General features: G+C 58.2%; 27 protein-coding genes and 1 tRNA gene. 15 read left to right on the top strand and 13 right to left on the bottom strand.

Annotated features, from left to right (window positions below; genetic code table 11):
- Positions 1 to 137 precede the first annotated feature (137 nt).
- The 9 genes from AC2ISB_RS02145 (at position 138) to AC2ISB_RS02105 (ending at position 11,184) form a co-directional block, all read left to right on the top strand.
- Complete coding sequence (locus tag AC2ISB_RS02145; protein ID WP_339109193.1) at positions 138 to 581, top strand: MarR family winged helix-turn-helix transcriptional regulator; 444 nt, start codon at positions 138 to 140, stop codon at positions 579 to 581.
- Positions 574 to 2,226 carry an efflux MFS transporter permease gene (locus AC2ISB_RS02140; protein ID WP_339109192.1) on the top strand — a complete coding sequence of 551 codons (1,653 nt, stop codon included), beginning with the start codon at positions 574 to 576 and terminating at the stop codon, positions 2,224 to 2,226. Before AC2ISB_RS02145 ends, AC2ISB_RS02140 begins: the two co-directional genes overlap by 8 nt.
- Positions 2,227 to 2,233: 7 nt before the next feature.
- Positions 2,234 to 3,265, top strand: a complete 1,032-nt coding sequence (locus AC2ISB_RS02135; protein WP_339109191.1) for an HlyD family secretion protein — start codon at positions 2,234 to 2,236, stop codon at positions 3,263 to 3,265.
- Between the two features lie 159 nt (positions 3,266 to 3,424).
- Positions 3,425 to 5,071, top strand: a complete 1,647-nt coding sequence (locus tag AC2ISB_RS02130) for a BCCT family transporter (RefSeq protein WP_486575867.1) — start codon at positions 3,425 to 3,427, stop codon at positions 5,069 to 5,071.
- A 239-nt stretch (positions 5,072 to 5,310) separates the two neighbouring features.
- A complete protein-coding gene (locus AC2ISB_RS02125; protein ID WP_406720361.1) occupies positions 5,311 to 6,561 on the top strand; it encodes an amidase family protein in 1,251 nt (416 codons plus the stop codon).
- Between the two features lie 114 nt (positions 6,562 to 6,675).
- Positions 6,676 to 7,239, top strand: coding sequence for an alkyl hydroperoxide reductase subunit C (gene ahpC, locus AC2ISB_RS02120; protein ID WP_339109188.1), 564 nt, complete (start codon positions 6,676 to 6,678; stop codon positions 7,237 to 7,239).
- A gap of 134 nt (positions 7,240 to 7,373) precedes the next feature.
- On the top strand, positions 7,374 to 8,963 hold the full coding sequence (ahpF, locus tag AC2ISB_RS02115; protein ID WP_339109187.1) for an alkyl hydroperoxide reductase subunit F: 1,590 nt from the start codon (positions 7,374 to 7,376) through the stop codon (positions 8,961 to 8,963).
- A 112-nt stretch (positions 8,964 to 9,075) separates the two neighbouring features.
- Positions 9,076 to 9,999: a LysR substrate-binding domain-containing protein gene (locus AC2ISB_RS02110; RefSeq protein ID WP_486575864.1), complete on the top strand. Its 924-nt coding sequence runs from the start codon at positions 9,076 to 9,078 to the stop codon at positions 9,997 to 9,999.
- A gap of 399 nt (positions 10,000 to 10,398) precedes the next feature.
- Entirely contained in the window at positions 10,399 to 11,184 is a 786-nt protein-coding gene (locus AC2ISB_RS02105) for a hypothetical protein (protein ID WP_486575862.1), read from the top strand.
- Between the two features lie 2 nt (positions 11,185 to 11,186).
- Here the strand turns inward: AC2ISB_RS02105 and AC2ISB_RS02100 are convergent, their stop codons facing one another.
- The 8 genes from AC2ISB_RS02100 to AC2ISB_RS02065 form a co-directional block, all read right to left on the bottom strand.
- Complete coding sequence (locus AC2ISB_RS02100; RefSeq protein ID WP_486575860.1) at positions 11,187 to 11,903, bottom strand: hypothetical protein; 717 nt, start codon at positions 11,901 to 11,903, stop codon at positions 11,187 to 11,189.
- Positions 11,904 to 11,911: 8 nt separating this feature from the next.
- A complete protein-coding gene (locus tag AC2ISB_RS02095; protein ID WP_486575858.1) occupies positions 11,912 to 12,754 on the bottom strand; it encodes an SGNH/GDSL hydrolase family protein in 843 nt (280 codons plus the stop codon).
- A 43-nt stretch (positions 12,755 to 12,797) separates the two neighbouring features.
- Positions 12,798 to 13,229 (bottom strand): phage protein GemA/Gp16 family protein, encoded by a 432-nt coding sequence (locus AC2ISB_RS02090; protein WP_486575856.1) that lies wholly within the window; start codon positions 13,227 to 13,229, stop codon positions 12,798 to 12,800.
- 3 nt (positions 13,230 to 13,232) lie between these two features.
- On the bottom strand, positions 13,233 to 13,877 hold the full coding sequence (locus AC2ISB_RS02085) for a DUF3164 family protein (protein ID WP_486575854.1): 645 nt from the start codon (positions 13,875 to 13,877) through the stop codon (positions 13,233 to 13,235).
- On the bottom strand, positions 13,870 to 14,028 hold the full coding sequence (locus AC2ISB_RS02080) for a hypothetical protein (RefSeq protein WP_486575852.1): 159 nt from the start codon (positions 14,026 to 14,028) through the stop codon (positions 13,870 to 13,872). The genes AC2ISB_RS02085 and AC2ISB_RS02080 overlap by 8 nt, the downstream gene beginning before the upstream one ends.
- Positions 14,021 to 14,746: a ParB/RepB/Spo0J family partition protein gene (locus AC2ISB_RS02075; protein WP_486575851.1), complete on the bottom strand. Its 726-nt coding sequence runs from the start codon at positions 14,744 to 14,746 to the stop codon at positions 14,021 to 14,023. Before AC2ISB_RS02075 ends, AC2ISB_RS02080 begins: the two co-directional genes overlap by 8 nt.
- Positions 14,747 to 14,768: 22 nt before the next feature.
- Entirely contained in the window at positions 14,769 to 15,416 is a 648-nt protein-coding gene (locus AC2ISB_RS02070) for a hypothetical protein (RefSeq protein WP_486575849.1), read from the bottom strand.
- 228 nt (positions 15,417 to 15,644) lie between these two features.
- On the bottom strand, positions 15,645 to 15,899 hold the full coding sequence (locus tag AC2ISB_RS02065; protein ID WP_486575847.1) for a hypothetical protein: 255 nt from the start codon (positions 15,897 to 15,899) through the stop codon (positions 15,645 to 15,647).
- Positions 15,900 to 15,986: 87 nt separating this feature from the next.
- Here AC2ISB_RS02065 and AC2ISB_RS02060 point away from each other — a divergent pair, with 87 nt between their 5' ends.
- From AC2ISB_RS02060 to AC2ISB_RS02050, 3 genes are all read left to right on the top strand, one after another.
- Entirely contained in the window at positions 15,987 to 16,679 is a 693-nt protein-coding gene (locus AC2ISB_RS02060; RefSeq protein WP_486575845.1) for a LexA family transcriptional regulator, read from the top strand.
- Between the two features lie 75 nt (positions 16,680 to 16,754).
- Positions 16,755 to 17,231: a gas vesicle accessory protein GvpU gene (gene gvpU, locus AC2ISB_RS02055; RefSeq protein WP_486575843.1), complete on the top strand. Its 477-nt coding sequence runs from the start codon at positions 16,755 to 16,757 to the stop codon at positions 17,229 to 17,231.
- A 100-nt stretch (positions 17,232 to 17,331) separates the two neighbouring features.
- Positions 17,332 to 17,592: a hypothetical protein gene (locus AC2ISB_RS02050; protein ID WP_486575841.1), complete on the top strand. Its 261-nt coding sequence runs from the start codon at positions 17,332 to 17,334 to the stop codon at positions 17,590 to 17,592.
- Positions 17,593 to 17,644: 52 nt separating this feature from the next.
- On the opposite strand, the gene AC2ISB_RS02045 is transcribed toward AC2ISB_RS02050, so the two are convergent.
- The 4 genes from AC2ISB_RS02045 to AC2ISB_RS02030 form a co-directional block, all read right to left on the bottom strand.
- Positions 17,645 to 18,052 (bottom strand): hypothetical protein, encoded by a 408-nt coding sequence (locus tag AC2ISB_RS02045; protein WP_486575840.1) that lies wholly within the window; start codon positions 18,050 to 18,052, stop codon positions 17,645 to 17,647.
- Between the two features lie 92 nt (positions 18,053 to 18,144).
- Complete coding sequence (locus AC2ISB_RS02040; RefSeq protein ID WP_486575838.1) at positions 18,145 to 19,101, bottom strand: hypothetical protein; 957 nt, start codon at positions 19,099 to 19,101, stop codon at positions 18,145 to 18,147.
- Complete coding sequence (locus AC2ISB_RS02035; protein ID WP_486575837.1) at positions 19,088 to 19,309, bottom strand: hypothetical protein; 222 nt, start codon at positions 19,307 to 19,309, stop codon at positions 19,088 to 19,090. Before AC2ISB_RS02035 ends, AC2ISB_RS02040 begins: the two co-directional genes overlap by 14 nt.
- Complete coding sequence (locus AC2ISB_RS02030; RefSeq protein ID WP_486575835.1) at positions 19,302 to 19,505, bottom strand: hypothetical protein; 204 nt, start codon at positions 19,503 to 19,505, stop codon at positions 19,302 to 19,304. The genes AC2ISB_RS02035 and AC2ISB_RS02030 overlap by 8 nt, the downstream gene beginning before the upstream one ends.
- A gap of 1,017 nt (positions 19,506 to 20,522) precedes the next feature.
- On the opposite strand from AC2ISB_RS02030, the gene AC2ISB_RS02025 reads away from it, so the two are divergent.
- Genes AC2ISB_RS02025 through AC2ISB_RS02015 form a run of 3 tightly spaced genes read left to right on the top strand, consistent with a single transcriptional unit; the run spans position 20,523 to position 22,749 of the window.
- A complete protein-coding gene (locus tag AC2ISB_RS02025) occupies positions 20,523 to 21,035 on the top strand; it encodes a hypothetical protein (RefSeq protein ID WP_486575833.1) in 513 nt (170 codons plus the stop codon).
- 29 nt (positions 21,036 to 21,064) lie between these two features.
- A complete protein-coding gene (locus tag AC2ISB_RS02020; protein ID WP_486575831.1) occupies positions 21,065 to 22,309 on the top strand; it encodes an AAA family ATPase in 1,245 nt (414 codons plus the stop codon).
- Positions 22,306 to 22,749 (top strand): tyrosine-type recombinase/integrase, encoded by a 444-nt coding sequence (locus AC2ISB_RS02015; protein ID WP_486575829.1) that lies wholly within the window; start codon positions 22,306 to 22,308, stop codon positions 22,747 to 22,749. The genes AC2ISB_RS02020 and AC2ISB_RS02015 overlap by 4 nt, the downstream gene beginning before the upstream one ends.
- 50 nt (positions 22,750 to 22,799) lie before the next feature.
- On the opposite strand, the gene AC2ISB_RS02010 is transcribed toward AC2ISB_RS02015, so the two are convergent.
- A tRNA-Phe gene (locus AC2ISB_RS02010) sits at positions 22,800 to 22,875 on the bottom strand.
- Positions 22,876 to 23,004 lie beyond the last annotated feature (129 nt).

Genomic DNA, 23,004 nt, shown 5'->3' with positions numbered 1-23,004 from the left:
TTGTGCCTTGCGCGCGCAATGCGTCTGCATAAGTGCACCGTTTTTCCCGAAGTTTGGCATTGGAAAAACACGCAAAAGATATACACCTTCCTTAAATAAGCTTGCTAATAGTTAGAGTGCTAACCCAGAGGAGCGCCATGACCCGCCTTGATGACCGTATGGTCTTGAACAGTATGGTTTTTTTAAACCGCCGCTTGCGTAAGGCCTTTGACGCCCGTGCCAGCGCGTTGGGTCTGACCTTTGCCCGCGCACAAGCATTGCTACAAATCGCCCGTAATGAGGGCAGCAGCCAGACCGAGCTTGCCGAGGCCCTGCGCATCGAAACCCCGACCCTGAACCGCACGCTGGACAGTCTGGAACAGACCGGTTTCATCGAACGGCGCGCTGTCGAGGGCGACCGGCGTGTGCGGCGCGTGTTCCTGACCGATCTGTCGAAAGATAAGGCCGCCGATATCCTGCAATACACGAATACGCTGCGGCACGACCTGTTCCACAACCTGTCCGACGAGGAATTCGCCCAGCTTTACGAGCTGGTGCAACGTCTGCACGTCAATCTGGACGATATGGCAAAAAATGTCTGAGACACCGCATCTACATATCCCGGGTGTGAACCCGAACCCGCGCGACCCCTCGCCCAAAGAGCAGCGCCCGCCGCCGCCCTTCGAGCCGAAGCCGCGCCTGCATGTTCTGGGATATGTGACGGCGTCCATCTGCGTGGCCATCGCCATGTCGCTCAGCCAGGGGTTCGTAACGGCCAATTCGCAACGCATTGCCGGTGACCTCGGAGCCAGCCAGACCGAGGCCCTATGGCTGACGGCGGCCTATATGATCCCCCGCGCCTCGCTGTCGCTGATGCTGGTCAAACTGCGCACCCAATACGGCCTGCGCAATTTCGCCATTCTATCGGTGGCCTGTTTTGCGCTGATCAACTTCGCGACCCTCTGGGTGGACGGGTTGCATAGCGCCATCGTGGTCGAATTCTTCGCAGGCTGCGCCTCGGCCCCGCTGGCCTCGGTTGCGGTGCTCTACATGCTGGAGATCATGCCCCTGCCCAAGAAAACCACCTTGGGCCTGCCACTGGTCATGACCTTCATTCTGGTCGGCACTCCGCTGGCCTATGCAATTTCGCCCAGCCTCTATCACCATTTCAACTTCCTCTCGCTCCGGCAGATGGAATTCGGACTTTCGCTGCTGATGATCGCGCTGATCTACATCCTGCCGCTGTCCCCCATGCCGCGCGCACCGGTTATTTCGGTGATGGATGTGCTGACCTTCGGGTTGCTGGCCATCGGCTTCGGGTCGATCGTGGTGCTGTTTTTCTGGGGCACCACCGTATGGTGGACCGATGCGACATGGCTGGGCGGCGTCGCCGCGCTGGCTGTCACCTGCCTCACCGCCTTCGTGGCGATAGAGCTCAAACGCGAGCGCCCGCTGATCGATCTGCGCTGGCTGGCCTCCTGGCCGATCCTGCGGCTTGCTGCGGCACTGTTTCTGATGCGGATGCTGCTGAGCGAACAGACCGTTGGCATTCCACGCCTTTTGAACACGCTGGGCTACAGCAATGACCAGGAGCAGCTTCTGTTCCTGATCGTGACCATCGCCACCATCTCGGGGGGGATCGTCTGCGCCCTGACCTTCAAGATGGAGCGCATGCCCGAAATGCACATGGCCGCGCTGGCGATGATGGCGGTCGGGCTGGCAATGGATACACGCGTGACAGCACAATACGGCCCGCAGCAGTTCTTCCTCAGTCAGGCCATGCTGGGCTTTGCCTCGACGATCTTCCTACCGACGGCTATGGCCAACGGGGTGATGAGCGCCTTCAAGCGCAGCCCGAACTACCTGCTCAGTTTCATTGCCGTCTTTCTGGCCAGCCAGAGCCTTGGCGCGGTGATCGGATCGGGGGTCTTCCGCTCGATGGTCCAGCTGCGCACCAATCTGCATACGCAACTGCTGAACGAGCAACTGAGGGATGGTGCCCCCATCGTCACCAGCACGATGACCCAGCTCAAGGCCCTTTACGCCACCACCTCGGCGGACCCCACCATCATCAAGGCCGAGGCCCTGACGGCCCTGTCCAACAGTGTCAGCGTGCAAGCCAGTGTGCTGGCCTATGCCGATGCGTTCCGCGCCCTCAATTATCTGGCTCTGGCCACGCTGGCCTGCCTGATCCTCCACTATCTCTGGACCAAACGCCAAGAGCGTCTCCAGACGCAAACCGCATGAGTCCCCAATGTCCGTAAAACGTTACCTTCCCTCGCTTATCGCTCTTGCTTTCGGACTGATCGGCCTGTCGATCATCCTCTATGCATGGCAGATCCCCCCCTTCCGCAGTTCTGTCGCACAGACGAATGATGCCTATATCCGCGGTCGCCTGACCTCGATCGCCCCGCAGCTTTCGGGCTTCATCACCGACGTTCCGGTGCAGGATTTCCAAGTGGTGAAAAAAGGCGATGTGCTGGCCAAGATCGATGACCGGCAATATGTGCAGGCCCTCAATCAGGCGCAGGCCAATCTGGATTCCGCCAAAGCCGCGCTGGCCAACAACACCCAAGACATCCGTTCGGCCGAGGCCACGATTGAATCCCGCAAGGCCTCGCAGGATTCCGCGCAGGCCTCGGTGGCCACCACCGAGCGCGAATGGCAGCGCGCCTCGCGCCTGAAAGACAAGAGCTACCTCTCGCAATCGGATGCCGATGACGCGCAGCTTGCCCTGCAACAGGCCAAAGCCTCGCTGGAAGAGGCCATTGCCGCCCGCCATGTTGCGGAAGAGGATCTGAAATCGGTCAAGATGGACACCCAGACCCTGCAAGCCAGCGTCGAAAGCGCACAAGCCGCCTTGGAACTGGCGCGGATCAACCTTGAACACACCACCATCACCGCCCCGATAGACGGTCGGCTGGGCCAGATCGGGGTGCGCGGCGGGCAATATGTGGCGGCAGGCACCACGTTGATGAGCCTCGTGGGCACGGATGTCTGGGTCATTGCCAACTTCAAGGAAACCAAGCTGCAGGGCATGGCGCTGGGGCAGCCGGTGCGTTTCACGGTCGATGCGCTTGGCGGCAAAGCCTTTACCGGCCATCTGGAAGGGTTCTCGCCCGCCACCGGATCGGAATTCTCGGTCCTTTCAAGCTCGAACGCCACCGGCAATTTCACCAAGATCGCCCAACGCGTGCCCGTGCGGATCACGATTGATGCGGGACAGGACGGGGCCGAAAAGCTGGTGCCCGGTCTGTCGGTGGTGGTCGATATCTCCCGCGAGTAAGACCGCCCGCCAAGCCGCGCCCTCACATGGCGGTGAGGGTTTGTGAGCTTTTTGCGGAACCCAACCTGCCCCCGTTTGTTGCCCTGTCTGGAGCGCCGCGTCCCGAGCGGCGCGCAGACACGCCAAAACAACAAGCGAAAACAAAGGGACAGGCCAGATATGGCAGATAATCTCCAGCAGGAACGCCTGCTGTTCTTTCCAAAGGTTCATAAACGCGTCTTTTCGGTCTCGGCGATTCTGATCGTCGGCTTCATCATCTATGGCGCGCTGTTTAACGATCAGGCAAATGCCCTTTTCGGCGGTTTGCAGACATGGTTCGCCACCAATCTCGGCTGGACGATCATTATCGAGATGAATCTCTTCGTCATCGCCGCGATCTATCTGGCGTTTGGCCGCTTCGGCGATATCCGGCTTGGACGGATGAATGAAAAACCTGCCTACGGGCTGTTCAGCTGGACCGCCATGCTGTTTTCGGCAGGCATCGGCATCGGGCTGATCTACTGGGGGGTTGCAGAGCCGCTTTACCACTATTTCGCACCGCCGGTCGGCACGCCCGAAACCGAAGAGGCCGCCAAACAGGCGATGGTCATCTCGTTCCTGCATTGGGGCATCCACGGCTGGGCGATTTATGCCGTGATCGGGCTTGCACTGGCCTATTTCCATTTCCGCAAGGGGCTGCCACTGACCATCCGCTCGGCACTCTATCCCATTCTGGGCGAGCGCATCTTCGGCAAATGGGGCGATGCGGTGGATATCCTTGCCGTTTTCGGCACCATGTTCGGCATCGTGACCTCGCTGGGCCTCGGGGCAATGCAGATCAATTCAGGTCTGGGCGATCTGTTCGGCTGGGAACAGTCGATCCTGACACAGGTCATCATCATCGCCCTGATCACGCTTGCGGCGACCATCTCAGTCGTGGCGGGGCTTGATGCGGGGATCAAACGGCTCTCGAACCTCAATATCGGCCTCTCGATGGTCTTCTTGCTGTTCATGCTGATCGTCGGCCCCACCATCTTCATCTTTGATCTCTATGTGCAGAGCTATGGCGATTACATCTCGCACTTCATCAGCTGGGCCACGTGGACCGAAGCCTATAATGAAAAAAGCACATGGCAGAACAGCTGGACGATCTTCTACTGGGCATGGTGGGTCAGCTGGTCGCCCTTCGTGGGGGTTTTCATCGCACGGATCTCGCGCGGGCGCACCATCCGCGAATTCGTGCTGGGGGTGATGCTGTTGCCGAGCTCGATCATGTTCTTCTGGTTCTGCGCCTTTGGCGGCACCGCGCTGAATATCTCGCTGGGCGGGGATAACACGCTGGTCGAGGCCACCAGACAGGCTTACGGGCAGGCCATGTTCGCCCTTCTGGACTATTTCCCGATGTCGAACCTCACCTCCGGTTTCGCGATGATCCTGATCGTGATGTGGTTCGTCACCTCCTCGGATTCGGGCTCCTTCGTGATCGACATGCTGACCGCAGGCGGCGACCCGAACCCGCCCAAGATCCAGCGGATCTTCTGGGCCGTGACCGAAGGCTGCGTGGCGGCGGTGCTCCTGATCGCGGGCGGGCTGAACGCGCTACAGGCGGCGGCCGTGGTCGCGGGCTTCCCCTTCGCGGTGGTGTGCTTCCTGATCCTGATCGGGCTTCTGAAGGCGCTGCGTTGGGACACGCTGATGATCTACCGCCACAACCAGATCTATCGCAATGACGACGAGGCCGACCATGCCATGCCGCCCGAACTGCCCGGCGATCTTTACGGCGCGGACCCGACCCCACCGCCCGAGATGGCACCGGCAAAAGACTGACCGACGCAGGGGGCAGGTCCGCAGACCTGCCCTTTGACCTTTCTGCGCTCGGCCATGCTTTATTCGGGCCACCTCTTACTCGGGCCGCCTCTTACTCGGGCCACCTCTTACTCGGGCCTGTCTGTGCACAAGGCGGGAGGGCTGGACTTCACAGGAAAGCTGGCTCACAAATCGGGGCAGATTTCTCTGGCAGATCCGGTCCGCACCGATCAGCTCTGCCGACAGCCGAAAGTGCCGCTATGACCTCCGATCCGCTGACCCTCGCCCGCGCCCGTGCCAAAGCGCCCGATTTCACTCAGGTCTTCACAGGCCCCGTGCCCGGGCCATCGGACGGGCCGCTGGACGGTCTGACCGTGGCAGTCAAGGACCTCTTTGATGTGCAGGGTTACCAGACGCGCGCGGGTTCCAAAGCCCGTGACACCCGCCCGCTGGCGACAAAAGATGCCCTTGCCGTCGCGCGGATGCGTGCGGCAGGCGCGGGGCTTGTCGGCCACACCAATATGACAGAATTCGCCTATTCCGGCCTCGGGCAGAACCCGCATTACGGCACCCCTTTGACACCGTTGATCGCGGGTGCGATTGCCGGAGGGTCGACCTCGGGCGGGGCGTCCGCTGTGGCGCGGGGCGTGGCCGATATCGCGCTTGGCACGGATACGGGCGGCTCGCTGCGCATTCCTGCGGCGTTTTGCGGGATTATCGGCTTCAAACCCACCGCTGACGATGTGCCCCGCGACGGTGCCGTAGCGCTGTCACATACACTGGATAGCGTTGGGGTGATGGCACGCGATGCGCTGACCCTCCATGCCGCGATGGAAGTGCTGCGCGATGCCCCCTATGATGAGGCCGAACTGCCGCAAGAACTGATCCTGCCGCGCAGCTTTGGCCGCGATGCGCTGGACCCGCAGGTGGCAGAGGCCTTCGAGGATGCGCGGGAGGTGCTGACGGAGGCGGGCTACCGCATCATCGAAATGGACCTACCGTTCCTCGACCTCTATCGCCAGCTCGAGATCTGGCATTTCTCGGCGGTCGAATCGCGGCTCCATCACGCAAGCGAATATGCCGAACTCCACGACCGTATTGATTCACGTGTCACAAAACGCATGGCGCGCGCCGATGAGGTCACCGCACCCGATTACGCCCGTAGCCTGCTCTTGCGCGAAACGATCGCCCGCAGCGCCAAGCGCGAGCTTCTGGGCCGCGCGATCGTGCTGCCGACCACGCCGATCCTGCCGCCGCAGCTTTCGGCGCTGGAGGACGAAGAGGCGTTCAACCGCCTCAACCAGCTGGCGCTGCGCAACACGTCGCTGGCCAATGTGATCGACGGTTGTGCGATATCCCTGCCGCTGCCCCATGCCGGCGTCGGGCTGATGCTGGTGGCGGCACGGCACGAGGATGCCAAGCTGATCCATGCCGCGCATGAGCTGGCTCCCTTGCTGGCCGCCTGCGCCGTGCCGGAGGAAGGCACGATAGATAAAAGCTATCAAAACTAGCAGAACAATCAATTTCATATAATCTGCGGAACGTGACAATGTGCGTCCAAGGGTTAAATCCCGAACCGGATCGTAAAGAACCGGCCTCCCAAACCAAAAGACGAGGACACGACAATGGCTCTCATCAATACCAAGATCAAACCGTTCGCCGCCAAAGCCTTCAAGCAAGGCAAATTCATCGACGTGACCGACGCCGATATCGCGGGCAAATGGGCAGTGTTCTTCTTCTACCCTGCCGATTTCACCTTCGTTTGCCCGACCGAACTGGGCGACGTGGCCGACCATTATGCCGAGCTGCAGAAAATGGGCGTGGAAGTGTTCTCGGTCTCGACCGACACCCACTTCACCCATAAAGCATGGCACGAATCCTCCGATACCATCGTGAAGATCCAATATGCGATGATCGGCGACCCGACCGGCGCGATCACCCGCAATTTCGAAGTGATGCGCGAAGATGAAGGTCTGGCAGATCGTGGCACCTTCATCGTGGACCCCGATGGTGTGATCCAGGCGATGGAAATCACCGCAGAAGGGATCGGCCGTGATGCCTCCGACCTCGTGCGCAAGATCAAGGCTGCACAATATGTGCGCGCGCATCCGGGCGAAGTCTGCCCCGCCAAATGGAAAGAAGGCGAGAAAACCCTCGCACCGTCGCTCGAACTCGTCGGCAAAATCTGATCCGTCAGGATCACAAACATCGCCTCTGCGCTCCTTGCGCAGAGGTTCCCCCGCCAAAGCTCGATGCCGATCGCTGCGCCGCAAGGACGCAGAGCGCACGTTTTGGTCCTCCCCCAGACATTCGGAGTTCTCCCATGCTCGACAGCACGCTCAAGACCCAACTTTCCGCCTATCTCGAACGGCTGGTGCGTCCGGTCGTTCTGACCGCCTCGACCAATGACACGGCCCGCTCTGCCGAAATGGTCGAGCTGCTGACCGAGATCGCGGAACTCAATGACAAAGTGTCGGTCGCCGTTGATGGCACCGATACCCGCAAGCCCTCCTTCAGCCTGACCTCGCCGGGGGTCGATATTTCGCTGACTTTCGCAGGCCTGCCGATGGGCCATGAATTCACCTCGCTGGTGCTGGCGCTTTTGCAGGTGGGGGGCTATCCGCCGAAAGTCGAACAGGAGCTGATCGACCAGATCAAAGAGATCGACGGCCAGTTCACCTTCGAAACCTATTTCTCGCAAAGCTGCCAGAACTGCCCCGATGTGGTGCAGGCGCTGAACCTGATGGCCGTGCTGAACCCCAATGTAAAACATGTGGCCATTGACGGTTCGGACTTTCAGGACGAGGTCAACGCCCGCGAGGTGATGAGCGTGCCGACCGTCTACCTGAACGGCGAGGTCTTCGGACAGGGCCGGATGGAACTGGGCGAGATCGTCGCGAAAATCGATACCGGATCGGCAGACAAGGCCGCCGCCAGGATCAATGCCAAGGATGCGTTCGACGTGCTCGTGGTCGGTGGTGGCCCCGCCGGTGCCGCTGCCGCCGTCTATGCCGCCCGCAAAGGTATCCGCACCGGTGTGGCCGCCCAGCGTTTCGGCGGTCAGGTGCTGGATACCATGTCCATCGAGAACCTGATTTCGGTGCCGCATACCGAAGGCCCGAAACTGGCCACGGCGCTGGAACAGCACGTCAAGGAATATGACGTGGACATCATGAACCTGCAAACCGCAACCGGTCTTGCCCGCAAGGGGGATCTGGTTGAGGTCACGCTGGAAAGCGGCGCCGTTCTGAAGTCCAAATCGGTGATCCTCTCGACCGGTGCCCGCTGGCGTCAGATGAATGTGCCCGGCGAGAACGAATACAAGAACAAGGGCGTGGCCTATTGCCCCCATTGTGACGGCCCGCTGTTCAAGGGCAAGCGCACGGCAGTGATCGGCGGCGGCAATTCGGGCGTCGAGGCGGCAATCGACCTTGCGGGCATCGTGGCGCATGTGACGCTGATCGAGTTCGACACCAAGCTGCGTGCCGATCAGGTGCTGCAGGACAAACTGCGCAGCCTGCCGAACGTCACGATCATCATGAACGCCCTGACCACCGAAGTCACCGGTGACGGCACCAAAGTGAACGGTCTGGCCTATCGCGACCGCACCACCGGCGAAGACCACCATGTCGCGCTCGAAGGCATCTTCGTGCAGATCGGCCTGCTGCCGAATACCGACTTCCTCAAAGGCACCGTCGATCTGAGCCCGCGTGGCGAGATTATCATCGATGCGCATGGCGCAACCTCGATGGATGGCGTCTTTGCTGCCGGTGACTGCACCACCACGCCCTATAAGCAGATCGTCATCGCGATGGGGCTCGGGGCAACGGCGGCCTTGGGCGCCTTCGACCACCTGATCCGCACGTCTGTTCCGGCAGAAACCGCCGCGAAAAAAGAAGAGGTCGCCGCGTAATCGTGCACCACTCACGGTAAAGGCCGCGGTTCTGCCCGTCAGGACCGCGGTTTTTTATGCGCCTTGTTCTGGCCTCTTTACTTGCGCCGGTAAATGTCACAGGTCTTTGCCCATGACATTGCGCGAACTCCAATATCTGGTCGAACTGGCCCGCCTGCGGAATTTCCGTCGTGCGGCAGAGATGTGCAATGTCAGCCAGCCCACTCTCTCGACCCAGCTGCGCAAGCTCGAAGAAAGCCTTGGCGTCCAGTTGATCGAGCGGAGCAAACGGCAGGTGTTGCTGACCCCGGTGGGCGAGGAAATCGTGGCCCGTGCGCAGAAGATGCTGGACGAGGCCCGCGATATCCGCGCCATCGCCGAACGCAACCGCGCCCCCGATACGGGCCGCCTGCGGCTTGGGGCATTCCCGACGCTTGGCCCCTATCTTCTTCCGGCCCTGCTGCCCGAAATCGCGCGCAAATTCCCCAAGCTGCAGTTGCAGCTCTTTGAAGAGAAAAGCGAAACGCTTCTGGGGCTATTGCGCAGTGGTGATCTGGATGCCGCCCTTCTGGCACTGCCGATCGAGGATCCGACCCTCCAGACCCAGCCACTTTTCGAGGAACCCTTCCTGCTGGCTGTGCCGCAAGGCCATCGGCTGGCGCATAGCGGGCCGCTATATCTCGCCGATCTGGGGGCCGAGGAAATGATGCTGCTGGAAGATGGCCACTGCCTGCGCGATCAGGCGGTCAGCCTGTGCAACCGCTGGGGCCTTGACGAGATCGAGGGCTTCCGCGCCACCAGCCTCGAGACCCTGCGCCAGATGGTAGCAGCGGGCATGGGAATTACACTGCTACCCAAGCTCGCCACTGAAGGCCCGATGGCGGCCAGCGCCGTCATGAGCCTGATCCCCCTCGCCGACACCCCCGAACCGGGACGGCAGATCGGTATGATCTGGCGGCGCAGCTCCTATATGGTACCGCTTCTCCGCCAGATCGCGAAGATCACCGCACAGGTCGCCAAGACACGGCTTGGCCAGCAAAGCAAAAGCACCACATAAACAGCGATATCAAACGCCGTGCAAAGCTGACCTCTCAAGACCGTTTTGCCGGAACCTTCCGAAAGGCCAGCGCCGCGCACGATCGCCCTCTGCGCCCGACAGACGGCCGCGATCAATGCCTCTGTGCAAACCGCCTTGGCGCTCGCCAAACGCAGCAGCGCAACGATTCAGGCTGTAGCGCGACACGGACTTTTTCAGTCTGGGACACGGATAATTGCAGCAAACGATTTTCTTTAACGTAGGTGTTCATGCCCGCTTTAATGGCCGGTGGACGACGTGGAATTCTTTTGTTCCCTTAGTTCTATCGGCCCCTATGATTTGCCGATTTTCTATAAGTAAATTGACGGCCACGCTTTCGACGGTGAAATTACAAATGTTGATCTTCGGCATGGAAAATTAGTGATGCGTCTCCTAAGGGCAGTGATCGCTGCGGCACTTTTGGTAACACACAGTGCAAGCTTGCAAGCACAAGAGGCCGTTGAACGGCCGATCGATGGCACAATGCGTTCGGAAGAACTTCCCCCGCACGTTCCGATCTTAGTGTTGGAGGATCGTGAAGCTAAAGCTCGTGAAGAACGAGCTGAAGAACGAGCCGAGCAGAACCTAATACTTGCCACTTATTCACTATGGGTCGCTGTCGGCGGGAGTTTTCTCTCCTTGATAGGGACCTTACTGGTGGTGCGCACATATATACTGACAAACAGAACATTCAAATGGACACGGCGAACAGGGATGGATCAACTTCGTGCCTATGTAGGCATTGAGGAACCCGCCATGGACACAGGGGGAGCGCTATCGTTTCAAGTCAAGAATTATGGCAGCACTCCGGCGTCATTAGTCACAGTCGAAACCTCCGTGTTCCCAGGCAGCTACGACGACGTCGCCGGCTTCTCTTGGGTCAATCACAGTTTCTCCATCTTAAACCCAACTGCTAGTCGTCAGGGCAATTGCCATCATTCATGTAAAATGGCGTCCGATGAGACACTTCGTATAGATTTTCGAACAAGTTGGATCGATGTCTTTGGCAGAAAAACAGTTCGTTATTCGCGATATTTTCGGCCTAAATCGGAAGCTCGTAAGTTGTATATCAAGCCCAGTGGGGAGCAAGAAGCCCATCAAGATCCCGGGAACAAGGCGAATGGGCAGCTCACAAAGCTGCAAGGTATAGGCGTGGCCATACCCTGATTTCACACAACAATGCCGTCTTGTGACAGCGCGATCTGGATGCGCCCATACATCAGAACCAGCTCGTCATCGGTCATCCAGCGCGATGCGGCCATAGCTGCAGCGATCTCGACGGGCGTAGAGCTTGCCGACGATGGGTAGTTTGAGCCGATACGCAGGTTTTTCGTGGTTGCAATTATCGCACCGGTTGGTGTCTCGCTGTCGATAGCCATTGTGGCGAGGTTGATGGCCTGCATCTGGCTTGCCGTTGCCCTCAACGCAACGACCTTCCACGCATTGAGCGATGAGATCGCAGCTGTTGCATTCACGCCGGAATAAACGCCCCCGTTCACCTGCGTGACGCTGCAGGTAATGCTGCCACTGCCATTCATATAAAGAGCATCCCCGCGATTAGGCAGATCAGACTCGCCAGCATAAGACCCCATCATCATCGGGCTTCCAGACGGCACGCTTGCCGCGAGGATATAGGTCCGCTCGACTTGACCGACGAGCGCGGTCTCTATGAAATTGGCTCCAGCCTTGAAGATGCCATACCCTGTGCCAGCCGCAGGTGACCCAACGACTTTCGCACCGGCCTTATTCCGGATCAGATTGCGCCCAAAGTTCCGAACCCCGCCAGAGAAGAAGTTCAGATACTCGATACCATCAGCGGAGATGGGAAGAACATAATCGCGCGATGCGGAGAAACGCGCGGTGGGCAGGATAATGCTACTGTTCATTGGGTGCCTCAGATATTTTGAAGGAAGGAGGCGTAGGCAATCGCCTTGTCGCCTTGGCCATAGAAGTTAGGGTGCGCGGGATCCGTCATGAATGCTGCGGGATCATTGCCAAAGCGCTCGGCCATATCGATCACCGGAAGCTGGAACTCTGCAGCCAGCCGGTGAATGACCTCACGAAATCCGGGCCACGCAGGGCCCTCACCCTGAGTCGGATCCTTTATCGAAGAGACAAGAACTACATCGCCAGAGTTCAGGCAGGCAGTGATGATCGAGCGCATCTGCGTCTCATATGTGCTGTAAGACACATTGCCCGCATCATTCACGCCAAGCTCGATGAAGTAGAGATCCGCATCATAGAACGGCAGCGCATAGATCGGGCTGAAGAATGAAGCCCCCCCTGCCCATGACGAAGATCGCGCCCCATTTCGTCCGCCATTGGCAACAAGAATGCGCGGTATCTCGCTATCGTAAAGCTGGACGCTCACAATCTGGACGGCGCCCGAAACTCGCGCGAAGAAAAGAGGATCCGAGGTCCGCGATACGCTGACGGTAATCCGCTGCAATGCACCTACCGTCGGCGTAAACTCTTGGCCCGCGATACTGATCACGCCCGCTGCTTCACAGGCCGTGATGACTTCGACAGTGTCATAGGCGTTGGAGGGGTTTATAACGACAGGATCAGTGGTGGTGGAGTTCATCCACATGGGCCCTAGGGCAAAGCTTCCGAATGCCCACCCTGCGCCGACACTCACGTCAGGCCAGTAGGTTTCATAGTCATCGCCATCGTCATACCCGTTACTACCGACAATAGCATCAGCGGTCGCTGTGACACCTGTCAGATATTTGGCCATGAGGTAGGAAGCGCTGTACTTGCGACGAGAGCCGGACACCCCGCTACCATTCGTTGCATACCCCCGCGCGGGCGCACCACGCTTTCAGCGCGTCGATGACCATGGCGATCTGGGCATGGTCGGTCATCGCGTCGATGTCGATCGGGGCCGCGCCCCAGGTCTTGGCGAAGCGCTTGCGGATGAAGGCATTGAGGCCCGCCGATCCCGCCACGCGGGTTTCGCCCGCCTCATGGAGGAGCCGCCAGAGTACATGGGCAAAGCGGATATCGCCGCGCTTGGCCATCGGGCGTTTTCCAGCGCGGACCCGGAAGCCCTTGCTCCGCAGCTCGGACAGAACGGCCGTCTTCTCGGCATCGGTCATATCCGAGAGCGAGGCCTTGCCCGTGACCCGCAGCTGCAGGTCACGCCGGCTATCCTCGTCGAGGCCAAGCTCGCGGCACCCCGCGAAGATGGAACGTTGCAGCTGATGGGTCATGGCTCAGGCCTTTGCCAGATCGATGGTGATGGCTTCCCACGCCGCCTCGGGCGTGGCGCGTTGGTAGCAGCGCACATAGGTTTTCGAGCCCACGACCCGCATGGCATCGCGGATCGCCGTCATGGCCCGCTGCCAGCGGTCATCCTTGATGTCGAGGCGCAGGAGCATGAAGATCTCGGTGCGGTTGATCTGGCCTTCCTTGTCGGTATTGAAGGCGCGGGTCACGATGGTGCGGATCTCGTCACGGGCATCTGCGGCCCATTCGTTCAGGCATTCGTCCATCAGATCCTTGGCGATCTGCAGCTGCGGCCCGAAATCGATCCGGTCGGCGACCGAGACCTGCACCTTCATCAGACCGTCAAAGGACATGAAAGTCTTGTTGCCCTTCGCACCGCCCTTGGTGACCTTATATTCCTGCTGGAGGAGAGCTTCGAAACCGCCCAGATCATCGAAGGTATGGGCCTTGAAGCGGGAAACTTGGGCAGACAGATCAGAGGCATAACCTGCAATCTTGCGCACGACCTCGTCCTCGAGGAGGTTCTCGGGCTTGATCAGCGAGACGGGCACGAGTGCGCCCTTGGTGTCAGCCATATATTCGGTGCCGTTGATCGTCTGACGGCCGGTCGGGATGGTGGAATGCTCAGTCATGGTCGATGTCCTTCAGGGGGGCGATGGGGGTGAATGCGGTCCAGTCTGTGCCGGAACAGGGATCAAGGAATTGCCATTCGGGTCTGGCGGGCGGCGGGTGATCGGTCAGCCGCCGGATCAGTTTGGCGGGCGTGAACACGGTGTCAGGCATGCGGGCCTCCATGGGGCAGAAGAGCGTCGATGCCGTGGCCGAAGATGACGGCTTCGAGGATCCGACTGGCCAGCTCGCTCTCGGTCAGGCCACGGGCGGCGCTATGGGCCCCGAGACCCTCCAAGAGCTTGCGGCTGACGGTGATCCGCTCGCGGCCCGGGCGCGGCTTGCGGGCGACCTTGTGGGGCACCGGCAGGCCCAGCTTGCCTGCGGCCACCATACGGCGGACATGGCGGTCGGTGATGCCGAACTTTTCCGCGGTACTTTGGCAAAAGGACATAATGTCCGTTTGCCAACCGCCGGTGTGCTGGTTGCCCCGAATGCCCCCATGTTTCGCTTCGGGATGCAGCTTCTCATAGACGCGCTGACGCTCGGCAAGGAAGACCGCCGTATCAAGCGGGTCCATCTCTGCACCGGCCAGATTGTCGTCGATCTCCATCAGGCGCGACCAATCGTCGGTGACATCCGTCCAGATCTTGGCCTCGATTTCCTCCCAGCCCAGACGCTTGGCGGCTTCGAGGCGGTGACCGCCTGCGATCAGCACCAGCGCGCCGCCCTTCTTCTGGCGGACATGGATCGGGTCTTTCATGACGGTCAGCTCCTCGATCGAGGCGATCAGACTGGCAACACCAGCCTCCGTCACGGGCCGCAGCCGGTTCGAGGTATCGACCTCGGCAACAGCGACCATAGTCTTTTGCATAAGGTGGGGTTTCGGCATGGTGTGGACCTTTCCGTACCGATCAGTTGAAAACGAGGGGCAGGAAAAGCGCCCCGAACAGGATGACGAAGAGGCACACAACCCCCACGACATCGGAAATCAGGCTGCCTTCAAAGCGCCCCCAGACCGCACGCGTCAGGGACAGGAACCCGCGCAGCCTGGAGGACATCGACGCGCCGGCAGGTTGCGCGTCGAATTGGAAACGGAGGCTCGCGCGCCCCACGAGCGGATCATAGTTCACGCTCCGACGGACGGGGGTTGCTTGGGCGAGCATGTAAGGGACGTGTTCGGTGCTGTTCACGACCTCCTCGATTTCATGGCTCATACGAGCCGGAAGGATCGGCATCCGAGGAAGCCTTTGCGCCTGTGCGCGAAGCTCTCTGCGCAAGATATCGGCTGCGAAATCATCTTGATCCGAACTCTCGGGATCATCCGTGGATCCAGCCTCGCTGTCAGGGTCTTCAAGCAGCCAGAGGCCTGCGTCTCGCAGCCAACATTGCAGACGTGAAGGGGCCGAAATGCCGGAAAGCCGTGCAACTTTCGGCTCAAGAAACTTTGCAAGCTCCGGGCCTGCCAGGACCACAGGATATAGCGCTGCTTCGACTGCCCGACTGATCAAAACGCCAGGGATGCAGATACGGCTGATCTGCCGGATGGGCATGTGCGTCATACGGTGACCTCCTCGTTGCTGATGGCTACTTTGCCAAGATTTGAATTCGCGCTCCGACGGCCGGGCGTTGCCGCCTTCTTGCCGTCGGAGCGGCCCTGATCCTTCGGAGGTCCACCGACCGAAGGGAGGGAGACACAGACCGCCATCACAGCACCTCAAGGGCGTGGAACAGGGCGATCCAGATAAGAATGGCTACAAGGCAGCCCAGAAGGATGATGCAGTCCGTCATCAGGCTGCGTCCTTTTTGCTGACGGGAAGGCGCGGGATATCCGCAGGCCAATCGAGATCCTCGGGCCAGTTATCGGAAAACCATTGCGCAACGTTATCAGCAGTTTGGACAGTACAGCCCTTGCCGGCTTCCAGACGTTTGAAGAATTGGCCGTCGCCTCGGGCGAGGTACGACACCCGCCAGTGGCTGATATTTTTATGGCGCGACAGTTGCGCGCAGAGTTCCATGAGTTGCTCGGTGATGTTTTTTGCCATGTAGATAAGATGCCGGATAATCTTATCCCATTCAAGATAAAAATATCGCTTTTAATCCAGACAAGATAAACTTATCTTGGCGCAATGTTGTGGAGCGAACTTAACAAAGAGGATTTCCTGCCGAGCCTCGTTAAGAGGCTCGAAGGATACCTGCACGATCGCAGCGAATCTGAGACCCAGTTCGCCAGGCGTATCGGCAGCAGTGATGCCCTTATGAAAAACTTGCGAAAAGGAAGCTTCCCTTCGCTTGAAAGGCTACATGCAATCCTTAACGCCCTTGGCGAGAGTCTAACCATTGGCGCTGATGCTATCGCGCCATCCGACAGCGATAATCTGGTAAATATCCCACTACACGCTGCAGAGCTGGCAGCAGGGAACGGGATAGTAAACGGTGAGGCATCCATTGTTGATTACCTCGCGTTTAAAAGAGAGTGGCTGCGCGGGATGGGGATCTCGCCGAATAATGCTGTACTGGCTCGCGTCAGAGGCAACAGCATGGCTCCGACCATCTCAGAGAAAGACCTAGTGTTGATAGACACGGGGCGGCGCGAGATCGGTCCGAGACCTAAAGACTACAGAACAGCGCGACCGCCCGTATTCGCCCTAATGGTTGGAGATGAAGCGCGTATTAAGCGCGTTAGCTACGTTGATAGAGGCTTGGTCGCCATTCTATCAGATAATCCAGAGTTCAGCCCGGAATTCAGAAGCTCCAGTGACCCTGACGATCTGCGGATCATCGGCCGTGTTTGTTGGTGGGGGCACTCGGAGCGCATCAGCTGACCCAATAAAAAAGAGCTGGGAGCGCATGCTCGACCAGCTCGGAAGTGACAGTTTTTAGACGGAGAGGAGTAAGAGATGAGCGAAAGTGGCACATCAGATGATACTAAAACTTCGAATGCGGAAATTAGTTCGACCATGCTGGTTGATGAAGAAGATTTCCTGCTCCAACGGCTAGTGGAATACACCGACTATGGATTGCAAATCCCTGTTGTTTTAACAATAGGAGGTGGCATCGTGTCTGGGGTAATTATTAATGTTAGTACCTATTACGACGCATTAGCAAATTCGCTTTCATCTGCGAAATCGGGGCCGAATAGTCATGAAGTAATTGCGCATTTAGCCGAAGAATGCCGAGGCATGGCCAAGATTTACATGGAAGAAACAGCTACCGAAGACGAAAGGGAGCGGCCGCGTGTCACGTATATACATCTAAGAGACGCGCGGCACTTTGCGCCGGATGGATCACGGCTGCCCAGTGAAGGTGCCAGTTTATGGCGGGGCAAGATTAGTTCTGTGGATGGTTTCTCGCTCGGCGGTTTTTCCCCCGTTTAAGGAGCCTCTCCGTGTTTGAAAAAATTACAGATTCTGCGCCCCCATCTTCACTCATCTTGGGTCAAATGAGTGCAATTCACGCAAAGGGAGATACCTCGATATGTTGACAGAGAAATATCTGGAAAAGGCGCTCAAAGAATTAGAGCGCGATTTAACTCATAAGATGATCGCAGAAATTGGAGCAGTTCAACGTGGCCTACTTTATAAAATGGCCGCGCATTGGGTAATACTTCAAGCAGCTCTAGAAGAACTTGATACGGAGCAACACCAGAGGATCGAAGAAAAGGCGAAGGCATATGATGGGCCCTCTGAGGTGAAGATCTATATCGATAACCTGCTGAGAGATACGAACAGGTCCTGAATTGGAAATTTGCGGCTATGTGCGACGCCAATCGCACATAGCTACCCGTAATTCACGATATAGCTGACGCAAGAAGGATCATATTGCCGATATATCGCTCGCGGTCTTCTGGTAGTTTCCAGCCCTTAGCACGGCTTTCTTTAAGCCAGATGATCGCCTCATCAAACGCACTCGGCGCAAAGAAAATTCGATGTTCGAGCTCGTATAGCTCTCTGATAGAGAGGTCTCCTGGCTTGGCAAAGAACTCCTCCCAGGATCGCCGTGCTGTCGCATCTAGCTGCGGCTTTAGGCGAACGTGGACAGTATCCTCCTGGACTTGGACTTCAATTTGTTCCTGCCGGTGGTTTACAACTGCCACAGGAAGCTTCTCGTGGGCGAGATCGGGGCAAATAAACAAGGCAATCTTGCGCCGCAAGCTGCCCACTGCGTTTACGAGACACTGCAAATACTTGTTCGCCATATTGGATTTTCCGACTGGTGTTGCATTTGGAGACAGGTGATCTCGGACGTGGCGGCATGGTCGGCCATTCTCTGCGCGCTTTTCTTCACACATCACGGGGCCTCGGCCTGTTCGGAGGCTTTTTCGGCCAATTTTTTCGGGTCGAACGGGTGCATCACCCGGATCTCGGCGACTTCACTGGCCGGAATGTAGATCAGGTTGATCCCCCAGGCCGCATGTTCTTCAGTGGGCAGAGGCAGAAGATCCCATTCGTCCTCGAAGTTGGCCTTGCGATGCGTTGCATACATCAGGATAGACCCGTCTTCGCCAAGGATTGCAGGACCTAGATCCATATTGCTGAACAGGTGCAGCTCTTCGCAAAGAAGGCAGGTGCCGCTTTTCGTCCGGACGTACAGCTGTGTGTAGTTTTCCTTGGGAGGGCGGGCCAAGTAGGTCTGCCATGCGGTCTCGTAACCATCAAATTCTTCCGGGTTGGCAAACGCGAGGCCAAACTCCTTCAGAGACCGCCTCTTTTTTTCGACCGATCTTTTATTATTCTCCAGCTGGAGCACAGCTCGCGCACGGTCACCCGTAAAGTTCACCGTGAACGGAGATGCAGGATTGACGGCCGACGCCGTGTTCGAGGGCTCAGCTTTCTTGACGGGAGATGCCGGACGCGGCGGCATGACCATCCAGTCACTGCCAGATTCGTCAGAGGCAGCATGCGCCTTTTGGCTCTGGTTCATGTACTTTTCGCGTTCTTCATGGCGGATGCGCTCTTCATGGGCGATCAGCGCCATCTTAGCCGCTTCAGGAATAAGCGCACGAATAGCTTCGGCACGGCCGCTGGCGGTAGGGATGCGATCACACGCCATAAGCTCCGACGCGGCGAGATAGGCCCCTGCAACGGTCACTGCCGGATCGGCTTCGCGCTTTACGCCGATCTGCGAAATCCAGTAAATAGCCGAATGCAGGACCCGCCAATCCGGGGCTTTTCCGGAACTTCTGGCTTTCTTCAATGCAGTGATCAGTCCTTCGATTTCAGCGTTAGTCACCTTAGTTATGGTCATCGCTGCTACCTTTCGTCTTTTCTTTCGGTTCTCCACTGACCGTGACGCGGGCGATCACCTGATAGCCAAGCGCTCGATCGATTGCCTCAATGGTCCGCTCAAGAGCGCGGCGGGCGCGCTCCAGCTCCTCGGGCTTGTAGGTCTTGGCATTTGCACGGGTGCCGCTCGCGACCAGAGCGGCGTCAAAGATTGGCATCAGATCACTCATGTGGCGCATCCTTCGATACCGACACGGTGACGGCATAGCGCACGTCATCCATCTCGAAATGCCAGCTTGCTTCAACGCCGGGCACAGCCATGTCCATGCGCTTACATCTATCGGCCATCTCGATGACCTTGATGCCGATGTTCTCGGCGTCTTCAGGGTCGATGTAACGATCGCCGTTAAGTTCGTGATCAGCCATTATGCGGTGACCTCCAAGGGCGATCTGGACACATTATCGAAGGAGTTTAGGGCGTCACGCACAGCTTCGGCGCTCGCCTTATCGGCGCAAACACAAATTGCGCCGGGACTGATGCCAGACAACCGCCCTTGCTTAGTTGTCGGACGAGCTACTTGCCAGCTATCGTCATCGTTTGCATATCCCGGCCATTCCGGGCGGATCTCAAACGGACCTTCGGCTTCGTACTCATCGGGTATGTTCGCCAGTACGGGGTGCTTCATGGTATCTCCAGTGGTATTTACTAGCCCATAAATACCAGCCCAAACGCCCCAGTTTCCCCCTGAACTGGTTGAAAATCATTTGCATGTTCGGAGGGTGAAGATCAGGGCCGAAAACTCGGAGAAAATCAATAAAAAAAGGGGCTTATCTCGAACATGCAACAGAATTTCGAACTCGCGGCCAGATTTGCATGTTCCCGACTGCGCGAGAGGCTACAAAACTTGCCGTCATTCGAGGTCTGAAAGGCCGTCATATGCCCGACGCAGATCGTCAGATAGCGCTCAGGTCAGCAGATCGACGAAAGATAGAGGATAGGCCCTGATCTGCGCCCATTGGCGCTAAATCCTTTAAAAATAAGGCTACAGGACAAGCTTACGGCGACTATCGGAAGCACTCGGCCAGATTTCCCTGCTATGTGCCACCCGATTTCGGTTGGTCGCCGTGGGGATCCTTATCCTGTAAAAGTTACAGCGCACGGCTACTGAAAAACTCTGTGTCGCACTCGCTCGTTAAACGGCCATTTTCGGTCTTACTGAAAGACACCCTGTCGCGTGGCCTCAATGGGGCCTCGACGGCATTAAACGCCTTATTTTACTGGCCCTTCCGGCTTCTTCCGGGGTGTTCTGGCCTCTTCCGGTATCACTGAAGATATCTGTGTCTCTCTACACAGGCCTATCAAGAAGCGATCGAGCGCAGGACCAGCACTGCCAGACTCCGATAAAGCATCAGGCCTTACAGAACGTAGCATCCAACAATTTCATGGTGAAAAAGTGGTGCCCGGAGGCGGATTCGAACCACCGACACGCGGATTTTCAAGCCGACGCCAAACCTTCAAAATCAATTAGTTACCAAGAAGAGACGCGTCAAACGCACGACGGAACATCAATAGCTTATCCGCCAAATGTCAAACTCAGCGATAAGAACAAAAACGAAGAAAAGAAAAATCCCGGAGCGCGGGCAGACGCTACCGGGATACAGAAAAACAGTTCTTTCGTTAGTGGAACATATCATAAACGCGCAAAAGCGGCAATGGTTTTGGGGCTCGCAATTGCCGAATGCCATCCCGCTGATGCCTGCAAAGTCATGGAGGCGGCACTTGCCGATCTTCGACAGGGCGCGCTCGGTCCTGCCCTCTTTGGCATCATGGACGAAGCCAAGTTCTGGGCGGGCTATGCGACCCGCGAAGAACTGAAGGCCTATGCCCTTGTCTCCTTCCGTGCGCTGAGTCGAGCCGATCAGCAAGCATTCCTCAAACATGTGCGGGGTGCATGATGGGCTACAGTTTCCGAGACATGGACGGCATGGCCGACCCGCGCGACATGCCTGAACCCGCCCCGAAGGCTCGCGCCCGCGCCCTGACTATCTGCAATGCGATGCAGCCCTTTTGCGCGATCCAGCCGGTTCTCACATCTCGATACATGGTAAAGGGCTGGCTCGACCGTGAGGCCCTTTCGGTGGTCTATGGCGAAAGTAACGTGGGCAAGACCTTCTTTGCGCTCGATATGGCCCTGCATGTGGCCGCCGGTGAGCCGTGGTATGGCGCCAAGGTCCAAGAGGGCCTTGTGGTCTATATCGCCGCCGAAGGCGGATCTGGCCTTGCCTCCCGTATCGAGGCATTCAAGCGCAAGAGGTCCGACCTTGCCAAGCGCATCGTGGAAGAGGGTAACTTTCAGCTCCTGTCCCTGACAATGGACTTCTGCGCCCCCGGTGATGGTGAAGCCTTGGTCGATGTGATCTCAAGCCTTCGGCCCCGTCTCATCGTCGTGGACACACTGGCCCGATCGATGGGCAACGGCGACGAGAACACCGCGCAGGATATGGGCCGGTTCGTGAAGAACATGGACTTCATAAGGGCAGAGACTGGCGCTCATGTCATGGTGATCCACCACAGCGGCAAAGACACCTCTAAGGGCGCGCGGGGCAGTGGGGCCTTGCGGGCTGCGGTCGATACCGAGATCGAGCTGACGCGCGACGAGATGATCATCACCGCCGAAGCCAAGAAGCAGCGGGACATGGCGACAGGGCAGACCTTTAGTTATATGCTAGAGCCGGTTTTCCTCGGGAAGGACGAAGACGGGGATGCCGTCACATCCTGCGTTGTGACGCCGTGTGACGCGCCGGTGAAGAGTCGGAAGCCCAAGCTCGCAGGCAAAAAGAAGATCGCTATGCAGGCGCTTCAGGACGCAATGTCTCAGCACGGCGAGGTGAAGCAGGGCGATATGTTCCCCGCCTCCCGCACATGCGTCTCGGTGGACCTCTGGCGCGATTACTGCCAGCGGCACAGTCTCAGCGACGGCGGCGCACCGAGCGCCTTTAGAACGGCGTTCATGCGGGCCAAGGACGGCCTACATGACAAGGAACTAATCCGGATCGTAGACAACTTCGTTTGGATCTGCGGCGAAGAAGACCGTCACAATGCGTCACATGTTACGCCCTGTGACGGACGTGACGGCGGTCAATCCAGCGTCACAAGCGTCACACACCCCTATAAGGGGTGTGACGTTGTGACGGTGACCCAACCCGTAACGCCATTTCCGACGGGATGATCTGGGCGCAGCGCGGCAAGACCGGCAATCAGGCACCGATGCCCATGCCTGAGCGACTGAAGGCCGTCCTGGACGCACAGCCACCCCACGATGCGATCACGATCCTAGCCACTTCGCGCGGCCGCCCTTGGACATATGACGGCTTTTCGACGGTGTGGCACCGCTACAAGGCAACCCAAGTTGCCGCCGAGACGCTGCCTGCGGACCTGACCCTTAAAGGCCTGCGGCACACTATGGCGACCATCCTGCGCGAAAGCGGCATGGACCTACGGTCGATTGCTGACCTCTTGGGCCAAAAGACCGAGAGCATGGCGAACTGGTATTCACGGGACGCGGAACTGGCCGAGCGCAACCGAGAAACGATGCAGGCCTACCAAGACGAGATCGAGCGCAGAACCAAAACTGTCAAACCCTTCCCAAAAACTGTCAAACCCCAATAAAGGAGCGGGCCTTGAAACAGGAAAAAACCAACAATTTCAGTGTGAAAAAGTGGTGCCCGGAGGCGGATTCGAACCACCGACACGCGGATTTTCAATCCGCTGCTCTACCAACTGAGCTATCCGGGCACTTTCGGCTTCGGGCGCTGCCCTCTGCTTCGGTAGGGCGGTATTTAGAGAAGCTCGGGGGTGGTGTCCAGAGGGAATTTGAAGTTTTTTCAAATTTCCTTCCAGCCCCCCTCAAAATTCCGAATTCTC

The sequence above is a fragment of the Thioclava sp. NS-SX20 genome (assembly GCF_057380695.1).
This window is presented reverse-complemented; position numbering and strand designations above follow the sequence as displayed.